Annotated in this window: 20 protein-coding genes; 9 read left to right on the plus strand and 11 right to left on the minus strand. The window is 38.9% G+C overall.

Translation table 11 applies throughout. The features are described from left to right. Positions 1-127: 127 nt before the first annotated feature. Both FT993_RS04045 and FT993_RS12275 read left to right on the plus strand, forming a co-directional pair. Complete coding sequence (locus tag FT993_RS04045; RefSeq protein WP_147861262.1) at positions 128-946, plus strand: metallophosphoesterase; 819 nt, start codon at positions 128-130, stop codon at positions 944-946. A gap of 5 nt (positions 947-951) precedes the next feature. After that, complete coding sequence (locus tag FT993_RS12275; protein ID WP_187240750.1) at positions 952-1,128, plus strand: hypothetical protein; 177 nt, start codon at positions 952-954, stop codon at positions 1,126-1,128. A 57-nt stretch (positions 1,129-1,185) separates the two neighbouring features. Here FT993_RS12275 and FT993_RS04050 read toward each other — a convergent pair whose 3' ends face one another. Beyond that, positions 1,186-1,380: a cold-shock protein gene (locus FT993_RS04050; protein ID WP_147861263.1), complete on the minus strand. Its 195-nt coding sequence runs from the start codon at positions 1,378-1,380 to the stop codon at positions 1,186-1,188. A gap of 389 nt (positions 1,381-1,769) precedes the next feature. Between FT993_RS04050 and FT993_RS04055 the strand changes: the two genes are divergently transcribed. The 5 genes from FT993_RS04055 (at position 1,770) to FT993_RS04075 (ending at position 8,515) form a co-directional block, all read left to right on the plus strand. Next, on the plus strand, positions 1,770-3,008 hold the full coding sequence (locus tag FT993_RS04055) for a PQQ-dependent sugar dehydrogenase (protein WP_147861264.1): 1,239 nt from the start codon (positions 1,770-1,772) through the stop codon (positions 3,006-3,008). A 3-nt stretch (positions 3,009-3,011) separates the two neighbouring features. Beyond that, a complete protein-coding gene (locus FT993_RS04060; protein WP_147861265.1) occupies positions 3,012-5,156 on the plus strand; it encodes a TonB-dependent receptor in 2,145 nt (714 codons plus the stop codon). 152 nt (positions 5,157-5,308) lie between these two features. Continuing rightward, the gene (locus tag FT993_RS04065; protein WP_147861266.1) at positions 5,309-7,210 is read left to right on the plus strand and encodes a PLP-dependent transferase; all 1,902 of its coding nucleotides are present in this window, start codon (positions 5,309-5,311) and stop codon (positions 7,208-7,210) included. 135 nt (positions 7,211-7,345) lie between these two features. Continuing rightward, a complete protein-coding gene (locus tag FT993_RS04070) occupies positions 7,346-8,134 on the plus strand; it encodes a DUF1206 domain-containing protein (protein WP_147861267.1) in 789 nt (262 codons plus the stop codon). A gap of 156 nt (positions 8,135-8,290) precedes the next feature. After that, complete coding sequence (locus FT993_RS04075) at positions 8,291-8,515, plus strand: hypothetical protein (protein ID WP_147861268.1); 225 nt, start codon at positions 8,291-8,293, stop codon at positions 8,513-8,515. Between the two features lie 6 nt (positions 8,516-8,521). On the opposite strand, the gene mnmE is transcribed toward FT993_RS04075, so the two are convergent. After that, positions 8,522-9,919, minus strand: coding sequence for a tRNA uridine-5-carboxymethylaminomethyl(34) synthesis GTPase MnmE (mnmE, locus tag FT993_RS04080; RefSeq protein WP_147861269.1), 1,398 nt, complete (start codon positions 9,917-9,919; stop codon positions 8,522-8,524). An 89-nt stretch (positions 9,920-10,008) separates the two neighbouring features. On the opposite strand from mnmE, the gene FT993_RS04085 reads away from it, so the two are divergent. Further along, positions 10,009-10,362 (plus strand): DUF4870 domain-containing protein, encoded by a 354-nt coding sequence (locus FT993_RS04085; RefSeq protein ID WP_255504418.1) that lies wholly within the window; start codon positions 10,009-10,011, stop codon positions 10,360-10,362. On the opposite strand, the gene msrA is transcribed toward FT993_RS04085, so the two are convergent. From msrA to FT993_RS04100, 3 genes are all read right to left on the minus strand, one after another. Beyond that, positions 10,352-11,035 (minus strand): peptide-methionine (S)-S-oxide reductase MsrA, encoded by a 684-nt coding sequence (gene msrA / locus FT993_RS04090; protein WP_147861270.1) that lies wholly within the window; start codon positions 11,033-11,035, stop codon positions 10,352-10,354. The two genes, FT993_RS04085 and msrA, sit on opposite strands and share 11 nt — an antisense overlap. 110 nt (positions 11,036-11,145) lie before the next feature. After that, positions 11,146-11,925, minus strand: a complete 780-nt coding sequence (locus FT993_RS04095) for a zinc ribbon domain-containing protein (RefSeq protein ID WP_147861271.1) — start codon at positions 11,923-11,925, stop codon at positions 11,146-11,148. Positions 11,926-11,927: 2 nt separating this feature from the next. Then, positions 11,928-13,022, minus strand: a complete 1,095-nt coding sequence (locus FT993_RS04100) for a Nif3-like dinuclear metal center hexameric protein (RefSeq protein ID WP_147861272.1) — start codon at positions 13,020-13,022, stop codon at positions 11,928-11,930. Between the two features lie 46 nt (positions 13,023-13,068). On the opposite strand from FT993_RS04100, the gene lpxK reads away from it, so the two are divergent. After that, positions 13,069-14,079, plus strand: coding sequence for a tetraacyldisaccharide 4'-kinase (gene lpxK / locus FT993_RS04105; RefSeq protein ID WP_147861273.1), 1,011 nt, complete (start codon positions 13,069-13,071; stop codon positions 14,077-14,079). Here lpxK and FT993_RS04110 read toward each other — a convergent pair. The 6 genes from FT993_RS04110 to FT993_RS04135 all read right to left on the minus strand — a co-directional run bounded on the left by FT993_RS04110 (position 14,070) and on the right by FT993_RS04135 (position 19,796). After that, a complete protein-coding gene (locus FT993_RS04110; protein ID WP_147861274.1) occupies positions 14,070-15,869 on the minus strand; it encodes an ATP-binding protein in 1,800 nt (599 codons plus the stop codon). The genes lpxK and FT993_RS04110 overlap by 10 nt on opposite strands. Before the next feature lie 28 nt (positions 15,870-15,897). After that, on the minus strand, positions 15,898-16,905 hold the full coding sequence (gene gap / locus FT993_RS04115; RefSeq protein WP_147861275.1) for a type I glyceraldehyde-3-phosphate dehydrogenase: 1,008 nt from the start codon (positions 16,903-16,905) through the stop codon (positions 15,898-15,900). 4 nt (positions 16,906-16,909) lie between these two features. Then, on the minus strand, positions 16,910-17,782 hold the full coding sequence (lipA, locus tag FT993_RS04120) for a lipoyl synthase (protein WP_147861276.1): 873 nt from the start codon (positions 17,780-17,782) through the stop codon (positions 16,910-16,912). A gap of 121 nt (positions 17,783-17,903) precedes the next feature. After that, complete coding sequence (locus tag FT993_RS04125) at positions 17,904-18,458, minus strand: RNA polymerase sigma factor (protein ID WP_147861277.1); 555 nt, start codon at positions 18,456-18,458, stop codon at positions 17,904-17,906. A gap of 6 nt (positions 18,459-18,464) precedes the next feature. Continuing rightward, positions 18,465-19,595, minus strand: a complete 1,131-nt coding sequence (locus tag FT993_RS04130; protein ID WP_147861278.1) for a glycosyltransferase — start codon at positions 19,593-19,595, stop codon at positions 18,465-18,467. Positions 19,596-19,598: 3 nt separating this feature from the next. Further along, complete coding sequence (locus FT993_RS04135; protein ID WP_147861279.1) at positions 19,599-19,796, minus strand: membrane or secreted protein; 198 nt, start codon at positions 19,794-19,796, stop codon at positions 19,599-19,601. Positions 19,797-19,930: the final 134 nt, after the last annotated feature.

Below are 19,930 nucleotides of genomic sequence, written 5' to 3' on the forward strand. Positions count from 1 at the left end.
TAATCTACTTAGGGCAGAGCCACCTCTAGAGCACTTATAATTTCTATTTTTTAGAACTGGTTGTAGATGAAATATTAGTTTAAGCGGTAGTCTAATTAACTAAAAATGCATAACTTGGAGCTGGTTTATGAAAAAGTCAAAACTTAGCCGAAGAAAATTCATTAGGGGTTCTCTTTTAGCACTTGCGGGCGTCTTGTTAGGGGATATGTATTGGTTTGAACGCTATATTCTCGATTGGAGTGTTCACATGCTGCCTAGCGCATCAAAACACCCTATTCGCGTGTTGCAAATCAGCGATTTACATATGCGGCAACTCAGTCGCCGTCAACGTAAAATAGCTGAAAAAATTAATACGCAATCCTTCGACTTATTGGTGCTCACGGGCGACGTTATCGATGAGCAAAAAGGCTTAACCGCCTTAGAAGAATTTCTAGCTTTACTACCCAAAAGCTTACCTAAAGTAGCGATTCTAGGTAATTGGGAATACTGGGGAAAAGTGAATTTAAGTCAGCTTAAAAATTTATATACTAGCTACGGTGTGCAATTGTTAATCAATTCGCACACTCAATTTACCCTTAAAGGACGCCGCATTGGTATTTTGGGTGTAGACGATTTGGTGGCCGGTTCGCCAGATTGGACCAAAACCACACAAGACTACGTTCGGCAAGAGGTTAACTTGCTTTTATGTCACTGCCCAGCTTTTCGCGATCAAGTAATGGCACAGCCACCCAATTTTACTTTGCACGCATTGCTAGCCGGTCATACCCATGGGGGGCAATTGAACTTTTTTGGGTGGATCCCCTTTAAACCTAGAGGAAGCGGTAAGTATTTAAGCGGTTGGTATAGCCAAGGCGGTTACCCTATGTATGTTTCGAAAGGAATTGGCACCAGCATCTTACCCCTGCGGTTTGGCGCTCGAGCCGAAGTAGTAGAATTGCAGGTTTAAAAAGAATGATTTACATTGAGGTGCGCAACCAGAAAACCAGCGGAAGATTATGCCCACAGCAAATGAAAGAAAAAGTACTGGTAAGAGCTTTCTGGGAAGATTTATTTGATTTTGAGGCTTTGCTATCGGTAAGTATAGCCATAAAAAAACCCCCAAATTATTTGGGGGTTTCTTGTACTTGAAGCTTTGTGAAGTACTTCTTACAATTGCTGTAAAAAGCACTTAACTTATAAGCGGAATTAGTCGATTACCTCAACGTTTACCGCGTTCAATCCTTTTCTACCGTTTTCGGTGTTGAATTGAACTTTGTCATCTTCTCTAATTTCATCGATTAAACCTGTACTGTGAACAAAAATATCCTCACCTGTTTCGTTTGATTTAATGAATCCAAATCCTTTTGTGTTGTTAAAGAATTTTACTGTACCTTCTTGCATTTTACTAAATATTAATTTGTTATTATAAATACATCAGCAACCTATTTTTTCAAACTACCAGCTCATCAACTCTCAGAATGTTAAACATCCTTCAATTAGATAAAAAACAAATATTAAAAAGTAAAAAGGAAATAAAATCGATAAGAATGCGAGTTGAACTCGAAAAACAAATAATGATATAAACTACTACTTAGAATTTGAAGTGGTTTCTAATGTGATGCAAACATACCATCTTTATTTCCAACACAAGCTTTTAATATGTTAAAGTTTTAAAAATATAAAATAAGATGCCTATAGCATTCCTAACAAGCTGTTAATATACAAGGCTTTGGCGGATTTACTGCCGATTATTATTTAAGTTTGTATTTCAACCCACTAAAGTCCAACCTATGAAAATGTTTTTTGCCTTGGCCCTTTCCGCTTTAAGTTTATTGGCCTGTAAACCAAAGAACCCACAAGCTACACCCACTGCTGCTGCACAAGACAGTTTAACACATAAAAACACCCCTCCTAAACCCGACAATGCGCATTATGCGCCGGCTTTTGAAGGCCAAACCCGCGCACCACAAGTGCAGACCCAAACCAATTATGAGGTGATTTTACGCAGCGATAAGTTGCAAGAGCCTTGGGGTATCACGCCCATGCCCGATGGTAACTTACTGCTTACCGAAAATAAAGGTTTTATGCGCTTGCTAAATCCGGAAACAGGTGAAATACTTCAAGATATTAAAGGATTTCCCGACGTAGATGATCGCGGTCAAGGCGGAATGCTGGGCCTGTGTCTTTCTCCCGAATTTGAACAAGACCGTATGGTTTTCTGGACCTTTACCGAGCGGGTAGCCGATGGTAATCATACGGCTGTGGCAAAAGGAAAGCTGCCTCAAGGCGCCGATAAAATAGAACAAGTACAAGTTATTTACCGTGCCAGTCCTACCTACGATGGGCGTTTGCATTATGGCGGACGGATACTATTTGACGATGAAGGAAATTTATTGGTGAGCATCGGCGAACGCTCCGATAAGCAAACCCGAGTAAAAGCTCAGGATTTAGGCACTTCATTCGGAAAAATAATTCGCATTACAAGAGATGGACAAGCAGTAGCTACCAATCCGTTTATGGATCAACCTGGGGCTTTACCCGAAATTTACAGCTACGGGCACCGCAATCCGCAAGGCTTAGCCATACATCCTGAGACTCGAGCGCTGTGGAGCAATGAATTTGGACCCCGTGGTGGTGATGAACTCAATCTTATTGAGCCCGGAAAGAACTACGGTTGGCCCGTTATTACCTACGGGGTAGAATACAGTGGTGCCGAAATTGGCGATCCGCCGATACAACAAAAAGAAGGCATGGAGCAACCGGTATATTACTGGGATCCTGTACTCTCTCCTAGTGGCATGAGCTTTTATTCTGGCGATGCAATTCCTGAGTGGCAAAACAACCTTTTTCTGGCCGGATTAAGCAGCCAACACATTGCGCGTTTGGTAATTGAAGACAATCGTGTGGTGGGCGAAGAACGTCTGTTAGCCGATAAAGGCGAACGATTTAGAGCGATTACCGAAACTAGGGATGGTAAATTATACGCAATAAGTCAAAGCGGAAAGTTATTTGTTATTCAAAAGAAATAAATCTTGTATACTGTCTTTTCTAATCCGTTAGTAAAGCGTCTAGCAAGCTATTTTACTTCTCGTTCTGTACCATCGATACAACTTTTCGTGCTTCTGGGCGGATTAAGCGTTTTAGGATTGGGGAGCGCGAGCGCCCAAAATCAAGACAGTACCGCCGTTGATGCTCTTAATAGCGTGCATATTATTGCACATAACCCACAACAGCCGCTGAAGCAGTTAAATGCGACGGCACAGGTCGTTGGTCAGCCTCAGCTTTCGGCTACTTATACTGGTAGTTTGGTACCCGCCTTGAACCAAGTGGCCGGTTTGCGTATGGAAGAGCGTTCACCGGGCAGTTATCGCATCGCTTTACGCGGAAATTTAATCCGTTCGCCTTTTGGAGTGCGTAATTTACAGGTTTATCTTGGTGATTTTCCGCTTACCGATGCCAGTGGAAACACCTATATCAATTTAATTGACCCTGCGGCACTCGCTCAAGTGCAAGTATTAAAAGGTCCTAATGCCTCTTTATATGGAGCCAATTCTGGTGGGGTGATTCGTCTTGAACCCAAAGGCTTTAAGGTTCGTGAAAACAAACAACAATTAAGTTTGGGTGGTGGAGCATATGGCTTGTTTCGAGAGCGCTTTAGTCTGCAAAGAAGTTATAAGCGGTATTCTTTTTCTATCGATCAAATGTATCAACAATCAGACGGTTACCGTGACCATAGTGCGCTAAGTAAAAAAAGTTTACAAACCGCCCACCGCTACCAATATGCGGCGCATAGTGAGTTGCGTTTCTTGCTTTTGTACACCGACTTGCATTATGAAACGCCCGGAGGCTTAACCTCAGAGCAACTAGAGGAACAACCGCGTATGGCCCGACCCGCATCGAGCCGATTTCCATCAGCCGAAACTCAGGAAGCCGGCATTCAAAACCGAAGTCTGCTTGGCGGTATAACCCATCAGATTACCATCAGTAAACATTGGCAACATCAAGTCAGTTTATTTGGTTCTTCTACCGATTTTAAAAATCCGTTTATTACCAATTATGAATTCCGTAAAGAAGAAAATATCGGCTTGCGCACTTATCTTTCTTACCAAAATCAAATCGCTACTACTTGGCATTTTGAGGCACAGCTAGGTTACGAAGGGCAAAAAGGTTGTTATGCGCTTGAAAATTTTGACAACAACCAAGGAGAACCACAAAGACTACAAGCACAAGATGATCTAACCAACAGCAGGCAAAACTATTTTTTACGTACACAAATCGGCTGGAAAGAAAAACTCAGCCTAGAAACATCTTTGGGTTACCATAATTTTACCTTGGGCTACACCACCCATTTTCCTACTAGCGCTCGTGCCCGAGGCGAAGTAAAATATGATGCTATTTGGATGCCCAGGATAGCGGGTCGTTTTTCCTTTAATCGGCAATGGAGTATGCGTGCGTCGGTGGCCAAAGGATTTTCTGCACCCACACTGGCCGAAGTTCGTTCTTCTACCAATCAAATCAACACCGATCTAAAGGCCGAAGAAGGTGTAAATTATGAGATAGGTTTTAGGTTTCAACACCCCAAACAATGGTTGGTGCTAGACCTAAGCGCCTACACCTACCCTATTCAATCGGGAATTGTAAGGCAGCTCAATGCCGCTGGAAATGAGTATTTTGTCAATGCAGGCGAATTAAAGCAAAACGGAATTGAATTAACGGGTGAGTTTAGGCTCTTGCCAAAAGACAGCTCTCGGTTATTGCATAATTTGCAGTGGCATACGGCACTTACTTATAATCAACATGAATTTGAGCGCTACATCGTTAAAGAAAACAATTATAGCGGTAATTCCGTAACTTCTGTACCCGACTGGATGCTGGCCAATAGCTTAAATTTAGCGATAGGAAAACCTTGGAGTATGGCGCTTAACCATAGATACACTTCGAGCATCCCGTTAAACGATGCCAATACCGTTTTTAGCGAGGCCTTTCATTTGGTTCAATTACAACTCAATTGGCAACAAAGCTTAGGAGTCTTAAACAGTATTCGCTTATTTGCAGGGGTAGATAATCTTTTAAATGAGCGCTACAGTCTAGGGAACGACATCAATGCTTTTGGAAAACGCTATTTCAATCCGGCCCCCGAGCGCAACTTCTATGCAGGGCTACATTGGAGGTTTTAAGGCAACCCAGTGAGCAAAAACTACTACATTTAGCAAAATTAACTTTGACAAATTAAGGCACTTTAACAAGGTGTTAAGCCTATCTATAGCACAATGGTTTTATAGAACAAGGCAATTATTGTAAATTGCACCGCAAAGAACAGCAACACAAAATGGAGCAAAAAAATATACAACAACAATTAAAACACATACTAGCCCATACACCCACAGATTGGTTAAAATTAACTACGCATCGGCTAGATATTTATCAAGAAGATCAGGCTAAGATACAATTTTTGCAAGCCTTTGAAGAATTAATGAACTCAGAAATTAGCGGAGCAGCATTTACCGAAAGGCTGGCGCAATTGCCAACGGCTTATGATTACATTCGCTTGGGGCATCCGTTGTCTAGTGTATTGGAGTGGAGTTTGGCTCAATTACAAGGATTATCGGCAGATCGAGTGATTTGTTTTCAATCTTTAAGTATGCCGCTTTTAGCCATAGCCCGCACCAACAGTTTGGCCGGTAAAGTTACCCAAATCGCTTATAGCGGAGCCTTACCCGCCGCACTAGATCAAGACTTAATACAAAAAGTTTATAGTTACCAAATAGAGTGGTTGCCGGTAAAAGACCCCAGCCAAATTCAAGACACCCCTGGTTATCAAGCATCAGCAAGTTTGGTTTATGTTGAAAGCAATTTTGATTGGACGGCACAACAGTCGGTTTTAACCGCTACTGATAGCCCGATAGATTACCTAGTAGGATTAGATGCCGCACTAGGTAGCGTTCTATATATTGGTCCTAATCAAGAAGAGTCGAGCATAGCGGCAATACAGCATGTTAGAAGGCGCGAAACTGTAGCCATTACTCCGTTAAACGCTTACCGCGGATTACAACGATTGGCAAATGAACCTTTAGAACAACCCGAAAATCACCAAGCTTCTAATCAAAAAGAGGTAGCCGATAACATTCGGTCGATAACGGGTACAAATGGAGAAGTTCTGGTTGCCTCATCTGGATTATCGATGCAATACGCCATTATGATGGGATTGGTGGATTATGCTCAAGAACAACATCCGGGCAAACCGATAAAATTTATTGTACCTCCAAATTGCTATGGCGGCACCAATGATCAAGCGCGCAGGTTAGTCCAAAGTTTAGATCAGGTTAGTATTGTAGATTTACCCGTTGATCGAGATAATGACATGGTAAGCAGTGTAGAGCAGGTTTTGAGTCAACTAGCGAAAGAAGACGCAGTACCTTATATCATTGCCGAAATTCCTACCAACCCAAGAGTAGAAGTACCTAATTTAGAAGGTTTAGCCGCAGCTTTACGAAAATCTAGACAAACCCCAAGCGGTACGTCTGCCATCGCTCCCGTTTTTATATTGGACCAAACGTTTTGTCCCAATGTTCCCTTTTTAAGTCAGCAAAGCGATAAAAACAACAATAATATTCTAGCGGAAGGCTATGCTTTGGCTTATGCCAGCGGATCTAAATTCCCTAGCGGGGGAAAATGTACAGCCGGTTATTGTGTGGGTAACCAGCAATCTCAAGCGATGATGAGTAAAATAGCCACGCATTTGACACTGTGCGACAATGAGGCTACCGCCAGACAGTATGCTAAGTTAGCCGAACAGCTACCCAGTATGCTTGAGCGTATTGAGAAAGCTTATAAAAATACCCGTGCATTTGTTGCCTTTATTGAAAAAGAGTTTCCTGAAGCCAAAATTAATTTTGTTTCTGAAGATTTAGCGCAACGCGGATTTACCCCATCGGTATTTTCATTAGATCTGCCTACCAAAGGCGATACGCATCAAGAACGTGAAACCCATAAAAGAGCATTAAACCATAAGCTGATACAGATGATGATCACGCAAATTCCTGAGGAAAGCAAATATTGTGTGAGTTATGGGCAGTTGAAAGGTTGTTATTGGACTATCCCAGCCACCTCAACCCAAGGAACTACCAAAGAAACCGATAAAGATTATATTGTACGCGTTTCCTTAGCTCCCGAATTGGACTTGGAACGCCACAAGTCGGTTTTTCGCGATTTTGTGCAAAAACATATTTAAAAAAAAGAGGCGAAAGCCTCTTTTTTTAATCTCAAGCTTTAGCTTTTGTGTGGGTTACAATGCTATACGCCAATCAAAATTTGATTACATTTGTAGTAAACAGGAAACTTTTATTAGGCCTTAGCAATAATTATCTTGAAAAAATCTTTTAAAGTTTTAGCCGCTATTGGTTTTGTATCCAAAGGATTAATCTACGTTATTATCGGTGTCTTATCCCTGTTGGCAGCGCTAGAATTAGGCGGACAAAGCTCGGGTACCAATCAAGCTTTATCTTTTTTAAAACAACAAGCTTTTGGACGTACGCTTCTCTTTTTATTGGGCAGCGGTTTGGTGTGCTACTCGGTTTGGATGTTTATTCAAAGTATTTATGATCCCGAACAAAAGGGCAAAGAACGCCAAGCAATACTACAGCGATTCGGATTATTTACTACTGGTCTAGTGTACACCGGAGTGGCCGCATTGGCCTTTTATCATTTATTCACTCAAGATTATACAGGAGATCAAAGCACTTCCTATGCGCAATTCATCGGTTCGACCACTCTGACTTACGGCTTTATCTTGGTTGGTATAGTCTTAGCGGTGCAAGGCATAGTGCTCATTCGCGGTGCTTTTCGTGGCGGGCTACTCGATCAATTTAATTTAGAAGGTCAAAAACACTATAGGCTCATCAGAGCGATAGGAAAATTTGGTTTTTATGCCCGTGCCTTTGTGGTTTTAATCATTGCCTATTTCTTTTTGCGTGCCGGCTTTTATTCGGGCAACCGAGAAATTAAAGGAATTCAAGATGCCTTTGCTTTTTTAGAACAAACTTCTTGGAGCCGTTTGTTAATGATTCTTACCGCAGTGGGGTTTATAGCCTACGGCGTATTCTTTATATTTTTATCGAAATACAGGCGTTTTCAATCAGGACAAGTTAGCAATTAGCCAAGCATGAGGCAACCGCCCACGAGCTTTAGCAATAGTATGTTCGAATATATATTATGAAGTAGTGCAAGAAAAGCCTTGTATTTATTTTTTTGAAAAATACTAGCAATAGCGTATATTTAGTCATTGGCCAAAGGTAAAGAAATTTTGATTTTTATGAAGGAATTACTACTTCGTCTGCAATCGGATCCTCCTAAAACGGTTAAGGAAATAGAGCAATTCTATAGGCATTACCCCATATTACCCGATGATGTGTACGATTTAGTTTCGTTTTTATTGACGCATAGTAGTTTAGAACCCAGTTGTACTTGGATGATCAAACGCTACCAAAAAGACGGTAATCCCAATCCCTTATACCCTAATCACGTAAGCCTTCTTTAAGGGGTTTTACTTCCCGATACAGAAGTTTGCAAATATATTACCGAGTATGTCGTCATTAGACACCTGCCCCGTGATCTCCCCAAAATGATACAAGGCTTGACGAATATCTATCGCCAGTAAATCGCCTGTTAATCCCATTTGCATCCCTTCTTGAACTTTATTGATTTCTTCCTGAGCTTTTAGCAGAGCCTCATAGTGCCTTGAATTGGTTACAATGGTGTCATTACTCTTTAAAGCGCCTGTATTTACAAAATCTAACAAACGATTTTGTACGGTTTCTACGCCCAGTTTTTCTTTGGCCGAAATCAAATGCAAATCGGTTATCGCCTTTTTATAAGCCGTTTGCTCTTCTTTGGTAAGACTATCTTTTTTATTGGCGATTATTAGTAAAGGTTTACCTGGAAATCTATTTTTAATCTTTTCAATTTCGGTTTTTACTTGTTCAATACTCAGTTGATCGTTTTTAATTTTACTGACATCAAATAAATACAATACCACTTGAGCCTGTTCGATTTTTTGAAAGGTTTTTTGAATACCTAAGCCTTCAATAGTATCGGTGGTTTCTCGGATACCTGCAGTATCTATAAACCTGAATCCTACTCCGCCAATAGCGATTTCATCTTCGATGGTGTCTCGAGTTGTACCCGCAATATCGCTTACAATAGCTCGATCTTCATTTAACAGTGCATTTAACAAAGTTGATTTTCCTACGTTGGGTTCTCCAACAATAGCTACCGGGATACCGTTTTTTAATACATTACCCACTGCGAAAGAATCGATTAATTTATTCAATACCTTTTGAATTCGGTTGACCAAGCGCTGGAATTCTGCACGATCGGCAAATTCTACATCTTCTTCCGAGAAATCGAGTTCCAACTCAATCAAGGAGGCAAAATTGAGTAACTCATCTCTTAATTGTTGCAGTTCTGAAGCGAAGCCCCCTCGCATTTGCTGCATAGCAATTTGGTGACTGGCCGCATTATCACTGGCAATTAAATCGGCTACAGCTTCGGCTTGACTCAAATCCATTTTTCCATTGAGAAAGGCACGCATAGTAAACTCTCCAGGTTTCGCCATACGGCATCCTTGTTTAAGCATCAAATTAATGATTTCTTGCTGAATGTATGGACTTCCGTGACAGGATATTTCAACGGTAGGTTCGCCCGTATAGGAGCGTTTACCGTGAAAAACACTTACCAAACTTTCATCAATTACCCGTTCTTGATCTACTATTTGACCCAATTGCAGGGTATGCGTTGGTTGTTGAGTGAGCGCAACTTTATTTTTAGCTTTGAAAACCGGATTTGTTATTTCAATGGCATCGGGTCCCGACACTCTAATGACCGCAATTGCTCCCGCTCCTGGGGCACTGGCCAAGGCTACTATGGTATCATCTAAAATCATAGCACAAAGGTAAGAAAGTAATCAAATTTTGCCTAAATCTAGCGGCTTATAAAAACTTGATGTATTTTTGCATTTCTAATATGAATACTATGGAAGTTATCAGCGAAAAAAAGCAAGACAGTCAGTTGCTATATTTAATGCACCTCTCTCAGTTACTCAACTTGGTTACCGGTATGGGTGGCTTCATTGTTCCGCTTATTATTTGGCTAGTAAAACGAGACGAAATTGAAAATTTAGATTATGAAGGCAAAGAAATATTAAATTTTCAAATAAGTATTTTTATTTATTTCATACTTTCATCGATAATGATTGTATTTTTAGTAGGGTTTGTGTTCATTGGTTTTGTTGCAATTGTTGCGATTGTAACGCCTATATTGCAGGCCAATAAATCAAAAGCGGGCGAAGAAGTTCGTTACCCATTAACCATAAGGTTTATTCGTTAGTTGGTTTTACTAAATCAGGGAACTGCCGCTTAAACATTTCATAGCGCTTTTTTGAGACGTTTTGAATATATGGATTGTTGGGATTATTGGCTTCGTAATCTTGATGATAGTCTTCTGCCACCCAGAATTTGTCAAATTCTTTCACCTCAACGGCTACCGGTTGATTGGTGGTTAGCTCTAGGCGCTTAATATAATTCTCTATGAGCTTTTTTTCTTGGGGGTTATTGTAAAAGGCAATCGACCTGTACTGGCTTCCAAAATCTGGTCCTTGACCGTTTTCTTGAGACCAATTAAGAGTTTTAAAGTAAATATCTAGTAGCGTGGAAAAATCAATAAAGTTAGGATCGTAAATAATTTTTACCGCCTCGGCGTGACCAGTTGTACCCGTATTGGTTTGTTGATAAGTAGGATTTGCGGTATGCCCACCTGCGTAACCCGAAATTGCCGCCTCTACCCCAATGACATCTTCATATATGGCCTCTACACACCAAAAGCAACCACCTGCAAAATATGCGGTGGCATATCGATCTTGAGCTTCATTTAAACTAAAAGTATTAACTTTTTGATTCTTTGCATTGTTCGCCTTTGGCGGCTGATTTGATTTATCTTCGGCTTTATTTTCACAACTATAGCAAAAAAAAATAAGCCCTAATAAAAGTCCCCAGTTCTTCATTGTTTTTAAGATAAAGGTAAACTTTTATGATGCAAAAATTTTTAAACAAATCATAAAAAAACCCTTTAAAACAAATGTTCTAAAGGGTTTGAATATTAGGTCTTGTTGTCTCAGAATTTTTTGAACAATTCATTCATTTTTTCGCGTTCCTCTTCTGCCAGCTGCGAATCAACTAGAATACGTCCACTGTGCTCATCGGTGATTATTTTCTTACGCGATGCGATTTCCATCTGTACTTGTGGCGGAATGGTAAAAAATGAACCTCCAGAAGCACCACGTTCAACCGGTACAACAGCCAAACCATTCTTTACGCTTCCGCGGATACGTTCGTATGCGGTTACCAAACGAGTTTCAATATCTTTCTTAAAATCTTCAGACTTTTCTATTAGCGCCTTTTCTTCGCGTTCGGTTTCGCTTAAAATCTCATCCAACTCGTCTTGCTTATGCTTTAAGTGCTCTTGTCTAGCTTCAATTTTTTCTTGAGTCGCCGTAATCACCTCATTTTTATGCTCTATCTGTGCTTTAAACTCTCGAATATGCTTTTCGGCCAATTCAATTTCTAATTCCTGAAATTCAATCTCTTTTGAAATAGCATTAAATTCGCGATTGTTACGCACATTTTTTTGCTGTTCGTTGTATTTCTTAATTAGCGCTTTTGATTCTTCTATAGCATTTTTCTTATCGGCTATATTTTGGTTAAGCCCTTCTAAATCAATATTTAATTTTTCTAAACGCTTGTTCAAACCAGCTACCTCATCCTTCAAATCTTCTACCTCTAAAGGCAATTCTCCGCGTACATTGCGAATCTCATCGATGCGGGCGTCTATTAACTGTAAATCAAATAATGTTCTTAGCTTTTCTTCTACGCTAATTTCTTTTTTCTTGGCCATAATCAACTATATTGAATGGGGTTGGTACTTTTCTCTGATAAAACGATGGCAAAATTAGGGAATTTTTTTGTAAGTAACGCATGTAATAAGTTTTTTGTGAACTGCTCACTTTCATAATGCCCTATATCGGTTAATAGAATTTTGTCTTCTGCCTTAAAAAAGTCGTGGTATTTTAAATCGGCGGTGACCAAAACATCGGCTCCTTTAGATATTGCTGCCGAAATGGCAAATGCACCACTTCCTCCCAATACAGCTACCTTTTTCACAGGTTTTTGCCTTAAAGCAGAATGCCGAATTACCGGAGTACCAAACACATTTTTTAACTGATTTATAAACTCTTTCTCAGTTTTGGCTTGGGGTAATTCACCTAGCATACCAATACCTATTTGCTGGTTCTCATTGGCTATGGGTATAAGCTCATAAGCCACTTCTTCGTAAGGATGCGATTCAAACATTGCGTGCAATACTTTTTGCTGCTTGTGTTTTTCGAACACCACGTGTAGCATTTTTTCTTCTCCCACATGCCACTCGTTAGGTTTTCCAGTATGGGGTTGTGCTTGATTGTTGGGCTTAAAACTCCCTTCTCCCAGCAAGCCAAAACTGCAAGAATCATAATTACCTACACTTCCTGCTCCGGCACTAAATAAGGCTTGCTGTACAGCCGAATAATGATCTAAAGGCACATAAGTATTCAATTGCATTAGGGTGTTTTTTTGCGGCATTAAGATTTGGGTTTGGGTTAAGCCTAACACCTCTGCCATTTTAAAATTCACGCCATGAAGGTGATTGTCTAAGGCCGTGTGAATAGCATATATTTGCACGTCATGCTTAATTGCTTTCTGCACCACGCGCTCTACGTAGGTTTTACCCGTTAGTGATTTTAGTCCGCCAAAAATAATAGGGTGAAAAGCTACTATAAGGTTACAATTTTGTGCTATAGCCTCGTCTACGGTATCTTCTAGCGTATCTAGTGCCACTAAAATACCGGTGAGTTCTCGCTTATCATCTCCTACTAATAAGCCGACATTATCAAAATCTTCGGCATAATTTAGGGGTACACTTTCTTCTATTTGCTTGATTACTTCTTTTATTTTCATAACTTGAATCCTTAAAAGGTAAATATAAAAATTATACTTTTGCGGAATGCGTCAATTACAAAAAATTCTATACCCGTTTTCTTTGCTTTACGGAGGTATATTGCGGTTAAGAAATTATTTATACAATCAACAAATACTAGAATCAACGGTTTACGATTTTCCTGTAATCTGCGTAGGAAACTTGAGTATGGGCGGAACGGGTAAATCGCCAATGATAGAATATTTGGTGCGTTTATTGGCTACACAATACCACTTAGGCACCCTATCGCGAGGTTATAAAAGAGAAACCAAGGGTTATATAGAAGTAACAACAGCCCATACCGCGCTCGAAGTGGGCGACGAACCCTTACAATTCAAGCGCAAATTTAAACCTTTATTGGTGGCGGTTTGCGAAGATAGACGAAAGGGTATCGAGCAAATGCGAAAGCGGCAAAAACCCCCTGAGGTAATTTTACTAGATGACGCTTTTCAACATCGCCGCGTGCAACCGAATTTATCTATATTATTAAGTACCTACAACGACTTATATACCCAAGATTGCGTTTTACCTGCTGGTAACCTTCGTGAACCTAAGGTTGGAGCGAGAAGAGCTCAACTTATAGTGGTCACCAAATGCCCAGTAGAGTTGAGTAAAGCAGAGCGTCAAAACATTATCCAGGCAATACAACCAAAACCCGAGCAGCTGGTTTTTTTTAGTTGCATAACCTACGCCGACCAAGTTACCAATGGGAAACAACACATACCCCTGCAGGTACTTCAAGATGCCTTTACACTAGTTACAGGTATTGCTAAACCCAAACCTTTGGTTGACTTTTTAAAAGCTAAAGGTTTTAGCGTAAAACATAAACAATTTCCAGACCATCATAATTTTAGTCGGCAAGAAATTGAGACATTAGAAGCAGAGCCTTTTATTATCACTACAGAAAAAGATTTTGTGCGCTTAAGCGAATACATATCTCCCGAAAAATTATTTTATTTACCAATAAAAATGGAGTTTATAGCCGATGCAGCATCTTTTGACCAGCGCATCAAAAAGCATGTGCAAGCTTATGCCTGAGACCGAAGTAGTACCTCATAAATCTTTTGGTAAAACATTTCAGTTTTATAAGGTTTAGGGATCACCGCCACAAATCCTTGCTTTATGTAATTTTCTGATGTTTCCTCTAAGCTAACAGCCGTTAAAGCGATGATGGGTAGTTTAGGCTTATGACTCTTAATTTCGATTGTAGCTTGTATTCCATCTAGAATAGGCATATGAATATCCATCAATATCAAGTCGTAATCTTTTTCAACTGCCTTATTGATGGCTTCCAAACCGTTTTTAACCAAATCGGTTTCAAAGCCACGTCGCAATAGAATTTTATTGGTTAATTTAATGTTGATGATGTTATCTTCGGCAATAAGCACCTTTTTGCCTTTAAATAACTCATCCATTCTTATTGGGTCATTTAAAGCGGCTTGAATTTGGTTGTTATCTTTTTTCTCTTTTGGCTGATGAAAAACAATATCAAAAAAAAAGGTACTTCCTTTACCGAAGGTACTCTCTAAATTTATTTTGGAATCGAAGAACTCAAGCAAACTCGTCACAATAGTAAGCCCCAGCCCGGTTCCTCCATAATTGGAAGAAGTAGAACTCTCTCCTTGATGAAAATTATCAAAGATCTTTTGTTGAAATTCTTCTTTAATTCCTCTACCAGTATCCCGAATACTAAAACGAATCTTACTGCGGTTTGTTTCTAAATTTAAGCAAGTAATGCTCAACCATACCTCGCCGTTTTTTGTAAATTTTATGGCATTAGAAAGTAAATTAATTAAAATTTGCTTAAGCTTAAGGATATCGCCAAATAATTTTGGAGATACTTTTTCATCTATTTTTAGATGTAAAGATACCGCATTTGCCTCTGCCGCATTTTTAAAAGAATAGATTAGTTCATCCATTACCGATTTTACCTCGAAAAAGCTCTCGGTTTTGGTCACCTTTCCTGCCGCCAATTTATTTAAGTCTAGAATATTATTGACTAAAGAAAGCAAATGTTCACCGCTGTAGATAAGCGCCTTGATATGCTCTAGTTGTTCGGGTCTGGGGTCTTCTTGTTTTAGCAAATATGCAAAACCATTAATAGCATAAATAGGGGTTCTTAATTCGTGGGTTATAGTAGAAAGAAATTGATCTTTTACTTCATTAGCTTTTTCAGCTTTCATTTTAGCCGCTAATAACTCATTGTTTTTAGTTTTCAATAAATTATTTACGCTTGCGCGTAAACGGTTATTTTTATATAAGGCTAAAGTAAACAATGATAAAATCGAGATTAACAATACACTTAACACAACCGCTAATTGATTGAATTTTAGCTTTTTTTCCTGAGCAGTTTTTTCTTCTTGTAGTTTATTGTAGGCCGTATTAAAAGCTGCATTTGATGCCCAATGTTGCGATATATCAAGGTTTACCGTATTGTTTAATATCGAATCTGTCTCTTGACGGTAACGAAGGGCTTTTTTATAGTTATTTTGACTGGCGTGAATTTCACTGAGCAGTTTTAACGCTTTTATCTCATAATCTAAATTGGAATTATTCTGCGCATAATCTTTTAATCTGAGGGTGTATTCCACGGCATTGGCTATATTACCTTGATTAAAATTAAATAAAGCTTTATTAAATTTAACCAATAAAGCCTTATTGATGGAGTCTTCCTTTTCTTCTTGTTTTAAGCTAGACTTATTTGCCGGCTCTGCTTGTACATATTGTTTAGAATTCCAATCTTTTTGAAGGCTTACTTCAGCTGGACTGCTCTCTACAAAAAGCAAAAAGCAGCAAATAAAAGCCAGAAAAAAATTGTTTATTTTCATAAAAGCCCGTCCTGATGGTATAAATATACTATTTAATATTGCATAGTTTTAAAATCAAATCGATAATTCTGCTACTATAACCGCGCTCATTGTCGTACCAACCTATAAGTTTGACCAAATGCCCGTCTATAACCGAAGTCATTAAACCATCAAAAACGCAGGAATGCGAATTACCAACGATATCTATAGATACAATCGGATCTTCTGTATATGCTAAAATTCCTTTTAAGCGATTTGCTGCAGCGCTTTTAAAAAGATTGTTGATGTGGTCTATACTCGCTTCTTTTTTTAGATGTAAAGTCATATCGGTTAAAGAACCATTGGGTACCGGTACTCGAATACCACAGCCTCCTATGACCTGAGCTAGATCTGGAAAGATTTTGGTAAGAGCCTTAGCAGCTCCAGTGGTAGTAGGAATAATAGATTGAGTGGCGGCTCGCGCTCTGCGCAAATCTCGGTGTGGCGAATCGTGTAAGTTTTGATCGCTAGTAAACGAATGAACTGTAGAAATATAGGCTTGCTTAACCCCAAAATGCTGATGCATTACTTGTAGCATTGGTGCCGCATTATTGGTGGTACAACTGGCATTAGAAATAATAGTATCACTATGTTGAATGATATGATCGTTTACTCCTAAAACTACCATAGGAATATCTTCTGAAATCGGCGGCACACTTAACACTACTTTTTTTACGTGTTTGCTGAGATGTTGCTCTACTTTTTCTCGGGTCTTAAACTTACCCGTTGCTTCTACCACCAGTTGCACTTCTTGAGGCCACTTTATATTTTCAATTTTTGACTCTTGTGAAAAGACCACTTGCTGATTCTCTGCAACTAAGGTATTGTTCCTAATCTCAAAATTGGTCAAGAAATTACCGTGAATGCTATCATATTTTAACAGGTGGGCCAAGGTTTTTAAATCTGCTAAATCATTTACGGCTACCACTTCTATGTGCGGATGCGCATCTAACAGCCTGAATAAGCTACGACCTATTCTTCCAAAACCGTTTATACCTATTTTAATTTTGTTTGCCATTATGCTAGGTTAGATGTTTTTGGGCTTTATAAGAAGAACGCACTAAGGCGCCGCTTTCAACATGTCTAAAACCTAAATCTAATCCTATTTCCTCATACTTTTTAAATTGATCTGGGGTAATGAATTGCTTTACCGGTAAATGTTGTTTACTGGGTTGTAAGTATTGTCCTATTGTTACAATATCAAGATTAACCGCTCGTAAATCTTTAAGGGTTTGTATTACCTCTTCTTCTTTTTCTCCCAAGCCTAACATTATACCCGATTTGGTTCTGCTAATGCCTTGATCTTTTAAATATTTAAGCACAGCTAAACTACGATCATATTTGGCTTGTATGCGCACTTCGCGCGTTAGCCGCCTAACAGTTTCCATATTATGCGAAACTACTTCCGGTTTAACCGCGATAATCCGGTCAAGGTGTTTCTCTATACCCTGGAAGTCTGGTATCAAAGTCTCTAAGGTGGTGTTCTTATTCATGCGTCTTACTGCTTTAACGGTTTCGGCCCACATGATAGATCCCATATCTTTTAAATCATCACGATCTACACTAGTAAGCACAGCGTGTTTGATATCCATCAGCTTTATAGAACGCGCCACCTTTTCGGGCTCATCCCAATCTAAAGTTTCTGGACGCCCGGTTTTCACACCACAAAATCCACAACTACGGGTACATATGTTTCCTAAAATCATAAAAGTTGCTGTGCCTTCACTCCAACACTCACCCATATTAGGACAGCTACCCGAAGTACAAATGGTATGCAAATCGTAGCGATCTACTAATTTTCTTAAATTGGTGTATTTTTTACCAGTAGGTAGCTTTACACGCAACCACTTTGGTTTTTTTATGGTTGTTTTATTTTCAAGAACTTGAGGAGTCATTAATAAAGTATTTTTTTCGAAAACAAATATAAAAAATTGCAATGCGCTACCCTATTTTTAGAATAGTATATTAACCACTAATTTTATTTTTAACTTTTTAGATAAGCTTGTTTAAAAGAAGTTATACCGATTTTGGTGTATTTTTAATTTTATCGGCTAGCATTTTTTTGGCCCGTAAAAGCTTTACTTTAACATTGACTAGCGGCTCATCTAACTGCTGTGCAATCTCTTTATAACTCATTTCACGAAAGTAACGCAACCGAATAACCTGCTCATAATGCGGTTTAAGTTGCTTGAGATAATGCAATAAAATACTTAGGTTTTGCTCTTTTATGATTTGATCCTCAGCGGTATCGTTTTCATCTACAAGCGCCTCGTACTCTTCTAAATCGATCATGCTAGCGGTCGTTGCCGATTTAATTCTACTCAGATCAATTTGGATGTTTTTTGATATGGCGATAAGCCAAGTTTTGAAACTATACGATTCTTTAAAAGTGTTTATTTTCTCAAAAGCTTTACTAAAAGTTTGTATGGTTATCTCTTCGGCCTCATACTCGTTACCTGTTCTCTTTAATTGAAACCGATAAACATCTCGCCAAAAAAGATCGAGTAAGTATTTAAAAGCTTGTTCTTGGCCAGCTTTCGCTTCTTGTATGTACTTGGTATAATCTGGCAAACTTACTTATCGCGCCCAGGTAGTAGGCTTTTTGTTTTGGTTACTAACGAATATAAGCATTTGTATCGTAACCAGCCCCCATTCTAGTAACGGAAGTATAGGCAAAAGCCTTTTTTCATCAAAAACACGTGTAGCTTTGGCAAAAACCAGCAAAACCACGAGGTAACGCACCAACATCACCAACCAAAGCACTTGGAGTATATACGCATCAAAATTAAAAATCAATAAAATATTGGTGATCAGAAAAAAAAGCCCCATACCCAATTGACTGGTATAAAAAAGACCTAAGAGAAATTTATGCTTGCCCTTGTAATGTTTGGCCGTGCTTATATGTCTTTTCTTTTGAAACATCCAATCTTGCCAAGTTTTTTTTGGATCACTTAAGGTAAAAGATTCCTTATTGGTACAATAAATGGTATTTTCACTATTAGTACTTTCATTAACAAATAAATCGTCATCACCCGACAATACGTTCATATGGTTGACAAATCCATTATGTTCGTAAAACAACTTTGCAGTATAGGCTAAATTTCTGCCAACCCCCATATAGGCCGATTTATAATGTGCGTAAGCAAAATACTGAATTGCCGTTAACAAGGTTTCAAATCGTATAAACCTATTTAAAAGTCCTTTTTGCATTTGGTATTTACCGTAACCCAGCACCAATTGTTTTTTTGGCGAAAAGGCCGCGGCTAGGTACTGTAACCACAAGTTGCTCTCTGGCTGACAGTCTGCATCGGTAAAAACTAAAAAATCATTTTTAGCTTTCTTAATACCCAGCGTCAAGGCGTATTTTTTGTTTCCCCAGAAATGCTCATTGGGGAGTACGTTTACAATTTTTACTCTAGAATCGGCTTTTGCAAACTCTTCCATTACCTCCAATGTATTATCTTTAGAGGAGTCGTTGACCAGAATGAGTTCAAAATTCGGATAGTCTTGACTTAGAATAAAAGGGATATTCTCTTTTAAATTTTTGGCTTCGTTCTTTGCACAAACAATAACAGAAAATGGTTGCGTTAAAGTTTTTCCGATAGGCTTAATCAACTTACGCCGCCATAAAAACCCTGCAAAAAAAGCATAAAAGAATAGGTTTATCAGTGCGAAACCAACAAACAACCACAGAGATAGGTTTAGCATAATTTAAGCCGTTTCTGACTTACATTCTGCTTCTTCTGGCAACTTACCACACATACTGCAAGCCTCGCCTTCTTTATTTAAAAACGGACTTTGACTGGCGCAAGTTCCTGCAAATTTACCATCTTTTTTTGCCCATATTTTTATCGCAATACCGGCAACCGCTAATCCTAGTAATATAAGAGATATAAATAGTAATTTCATACTGCAAAAATACAATTAAGCACGGGTAGAAAAAAGCTTTTTTTAGAATTAATATTTCGTTTACATAATTTAACGATATTTTATTTTATTTACTGATTATTATCAGCTTTTGCATAGTATATTAGCTTTGTAAA

This window comes from Mesonia sp. HuA40 (genome assembly GCF_008017835.1).
Taxonomy (GTDB): Bacteria; Bacteroidota; Bacteroidia; order Flavobacteriales; family Flavobacteriaceae; genus Mesonia.

Coding starts and splice junctions, on each gene's coding strand:
- FT993_RS04045 (WP_147861262.1), top strand. CDS start 128: ATGAAAAAGTCAAAACTTAGCCGAAGAAAATTCATTAGGGGTTCTCTT.
- FT993_RS04135 (WP_147861279.1), bottom strand. CDS start 19,796: ATGAAATTACTATTTATATCTCTTATATTACTAGGATTAGCGGTTGCC.
- FT993_RS12275 (WP_187240750.1), top strand. CDS start 952: ATGATTTACATTGAGGTGCGCAACCAGAAAACCAGCGGAAGATTATGC.
- FT993_RS04110 (WP_147861274.1), bottom strand. CDS start 15,869: ATGAAAATAAACAATTTTTTTCTGGCTTTTATTTGCTGCTTTTTGCTT.
- FT993_RS04075 (WP_147861268.1), top strand. CDS start 8,291: ATGAAGGAATTACTACTTCGTCTGCAATCGGATCCTCCTAAAACGGTT.
- mnmE (WP_147861269.1), bottom strand. CDS start 9,919: ATGATTTTAGATGATACCATAGTAGCCTTGGCCAGTGCCCCAGGAGCG.
- FT993_RS04130 (WP_147861278.1), bottom strand. CDS start 19,595: ATGCTAAACCTATCTCTGTGGTTGTTTGTTGGTTTCGCACTGATAAAC.
- gap (WP_147861275.1), bottom strand. CDS start 16,905: ATGGCAAACAAAATTAAAATAGGTATAAACGGTTTTGGAAGAATAGGT.
- FT993_RS04065 (WP_147861266.1), top strand. CDS start 5,309: ATGGAGCAAAAAAATATACAACAACAATTAAAACACATACTAGCCCAT.
- lpxK (WP_147861273.1), top strand. CDS start 13,069: ATGCGTCAATTACAAAAAATTCTATACCCGTTTTCTTTGCTTTACGGA.
- FT993_RS04055 (WP_147861264.1), top strand. CDS start 1,770: ATGAAAATGTTTTTTGCCTTGGCCCTTTCCGCTTTAAGTTTATTGGCC.
- lipA (WP_147861276.1), bottom strand. CDS start 17,782: ATGACTCCTCAAGTTCTTGAAAATAAAACAACCATAAAAAAACCAAAG.
- msrA (WP_147861270.1), bottom strand. CDS start 11,035: ATGAAGAACTGGGGACTTTTATTAGGGCTTATTTTTTTTTGCTATAGT.
- FT993_RS04050 (WP_147861263.1), bottom strand. CDS start 1,380: ATGCAAGAAGGTACAGTAAAATTCTTTAACAACACAAAAGGATTTGGA.
- FT993_RS04100 (WP_147861272.1), bottom strand. CDS start 13,022: ATGAAAATAAAAGAAGTAATCAAGCAAATAGAAGAAAGTGTACCCCTA.
- FT993_RS04085 (WP_255504418.1), top strand. CDS start 10,009: ATGGAAGTTATCAGCGAAAAAAAGCAAGACAGTCAGTTGCTATATTTA.
- FT993_RS04095 (WP_147861271.1), bottom strand. CDS start 11,925: ATGGCCAAGAAAAAAGAAATTAGCGTAGAAGAAAAGCTAAGAACATTA.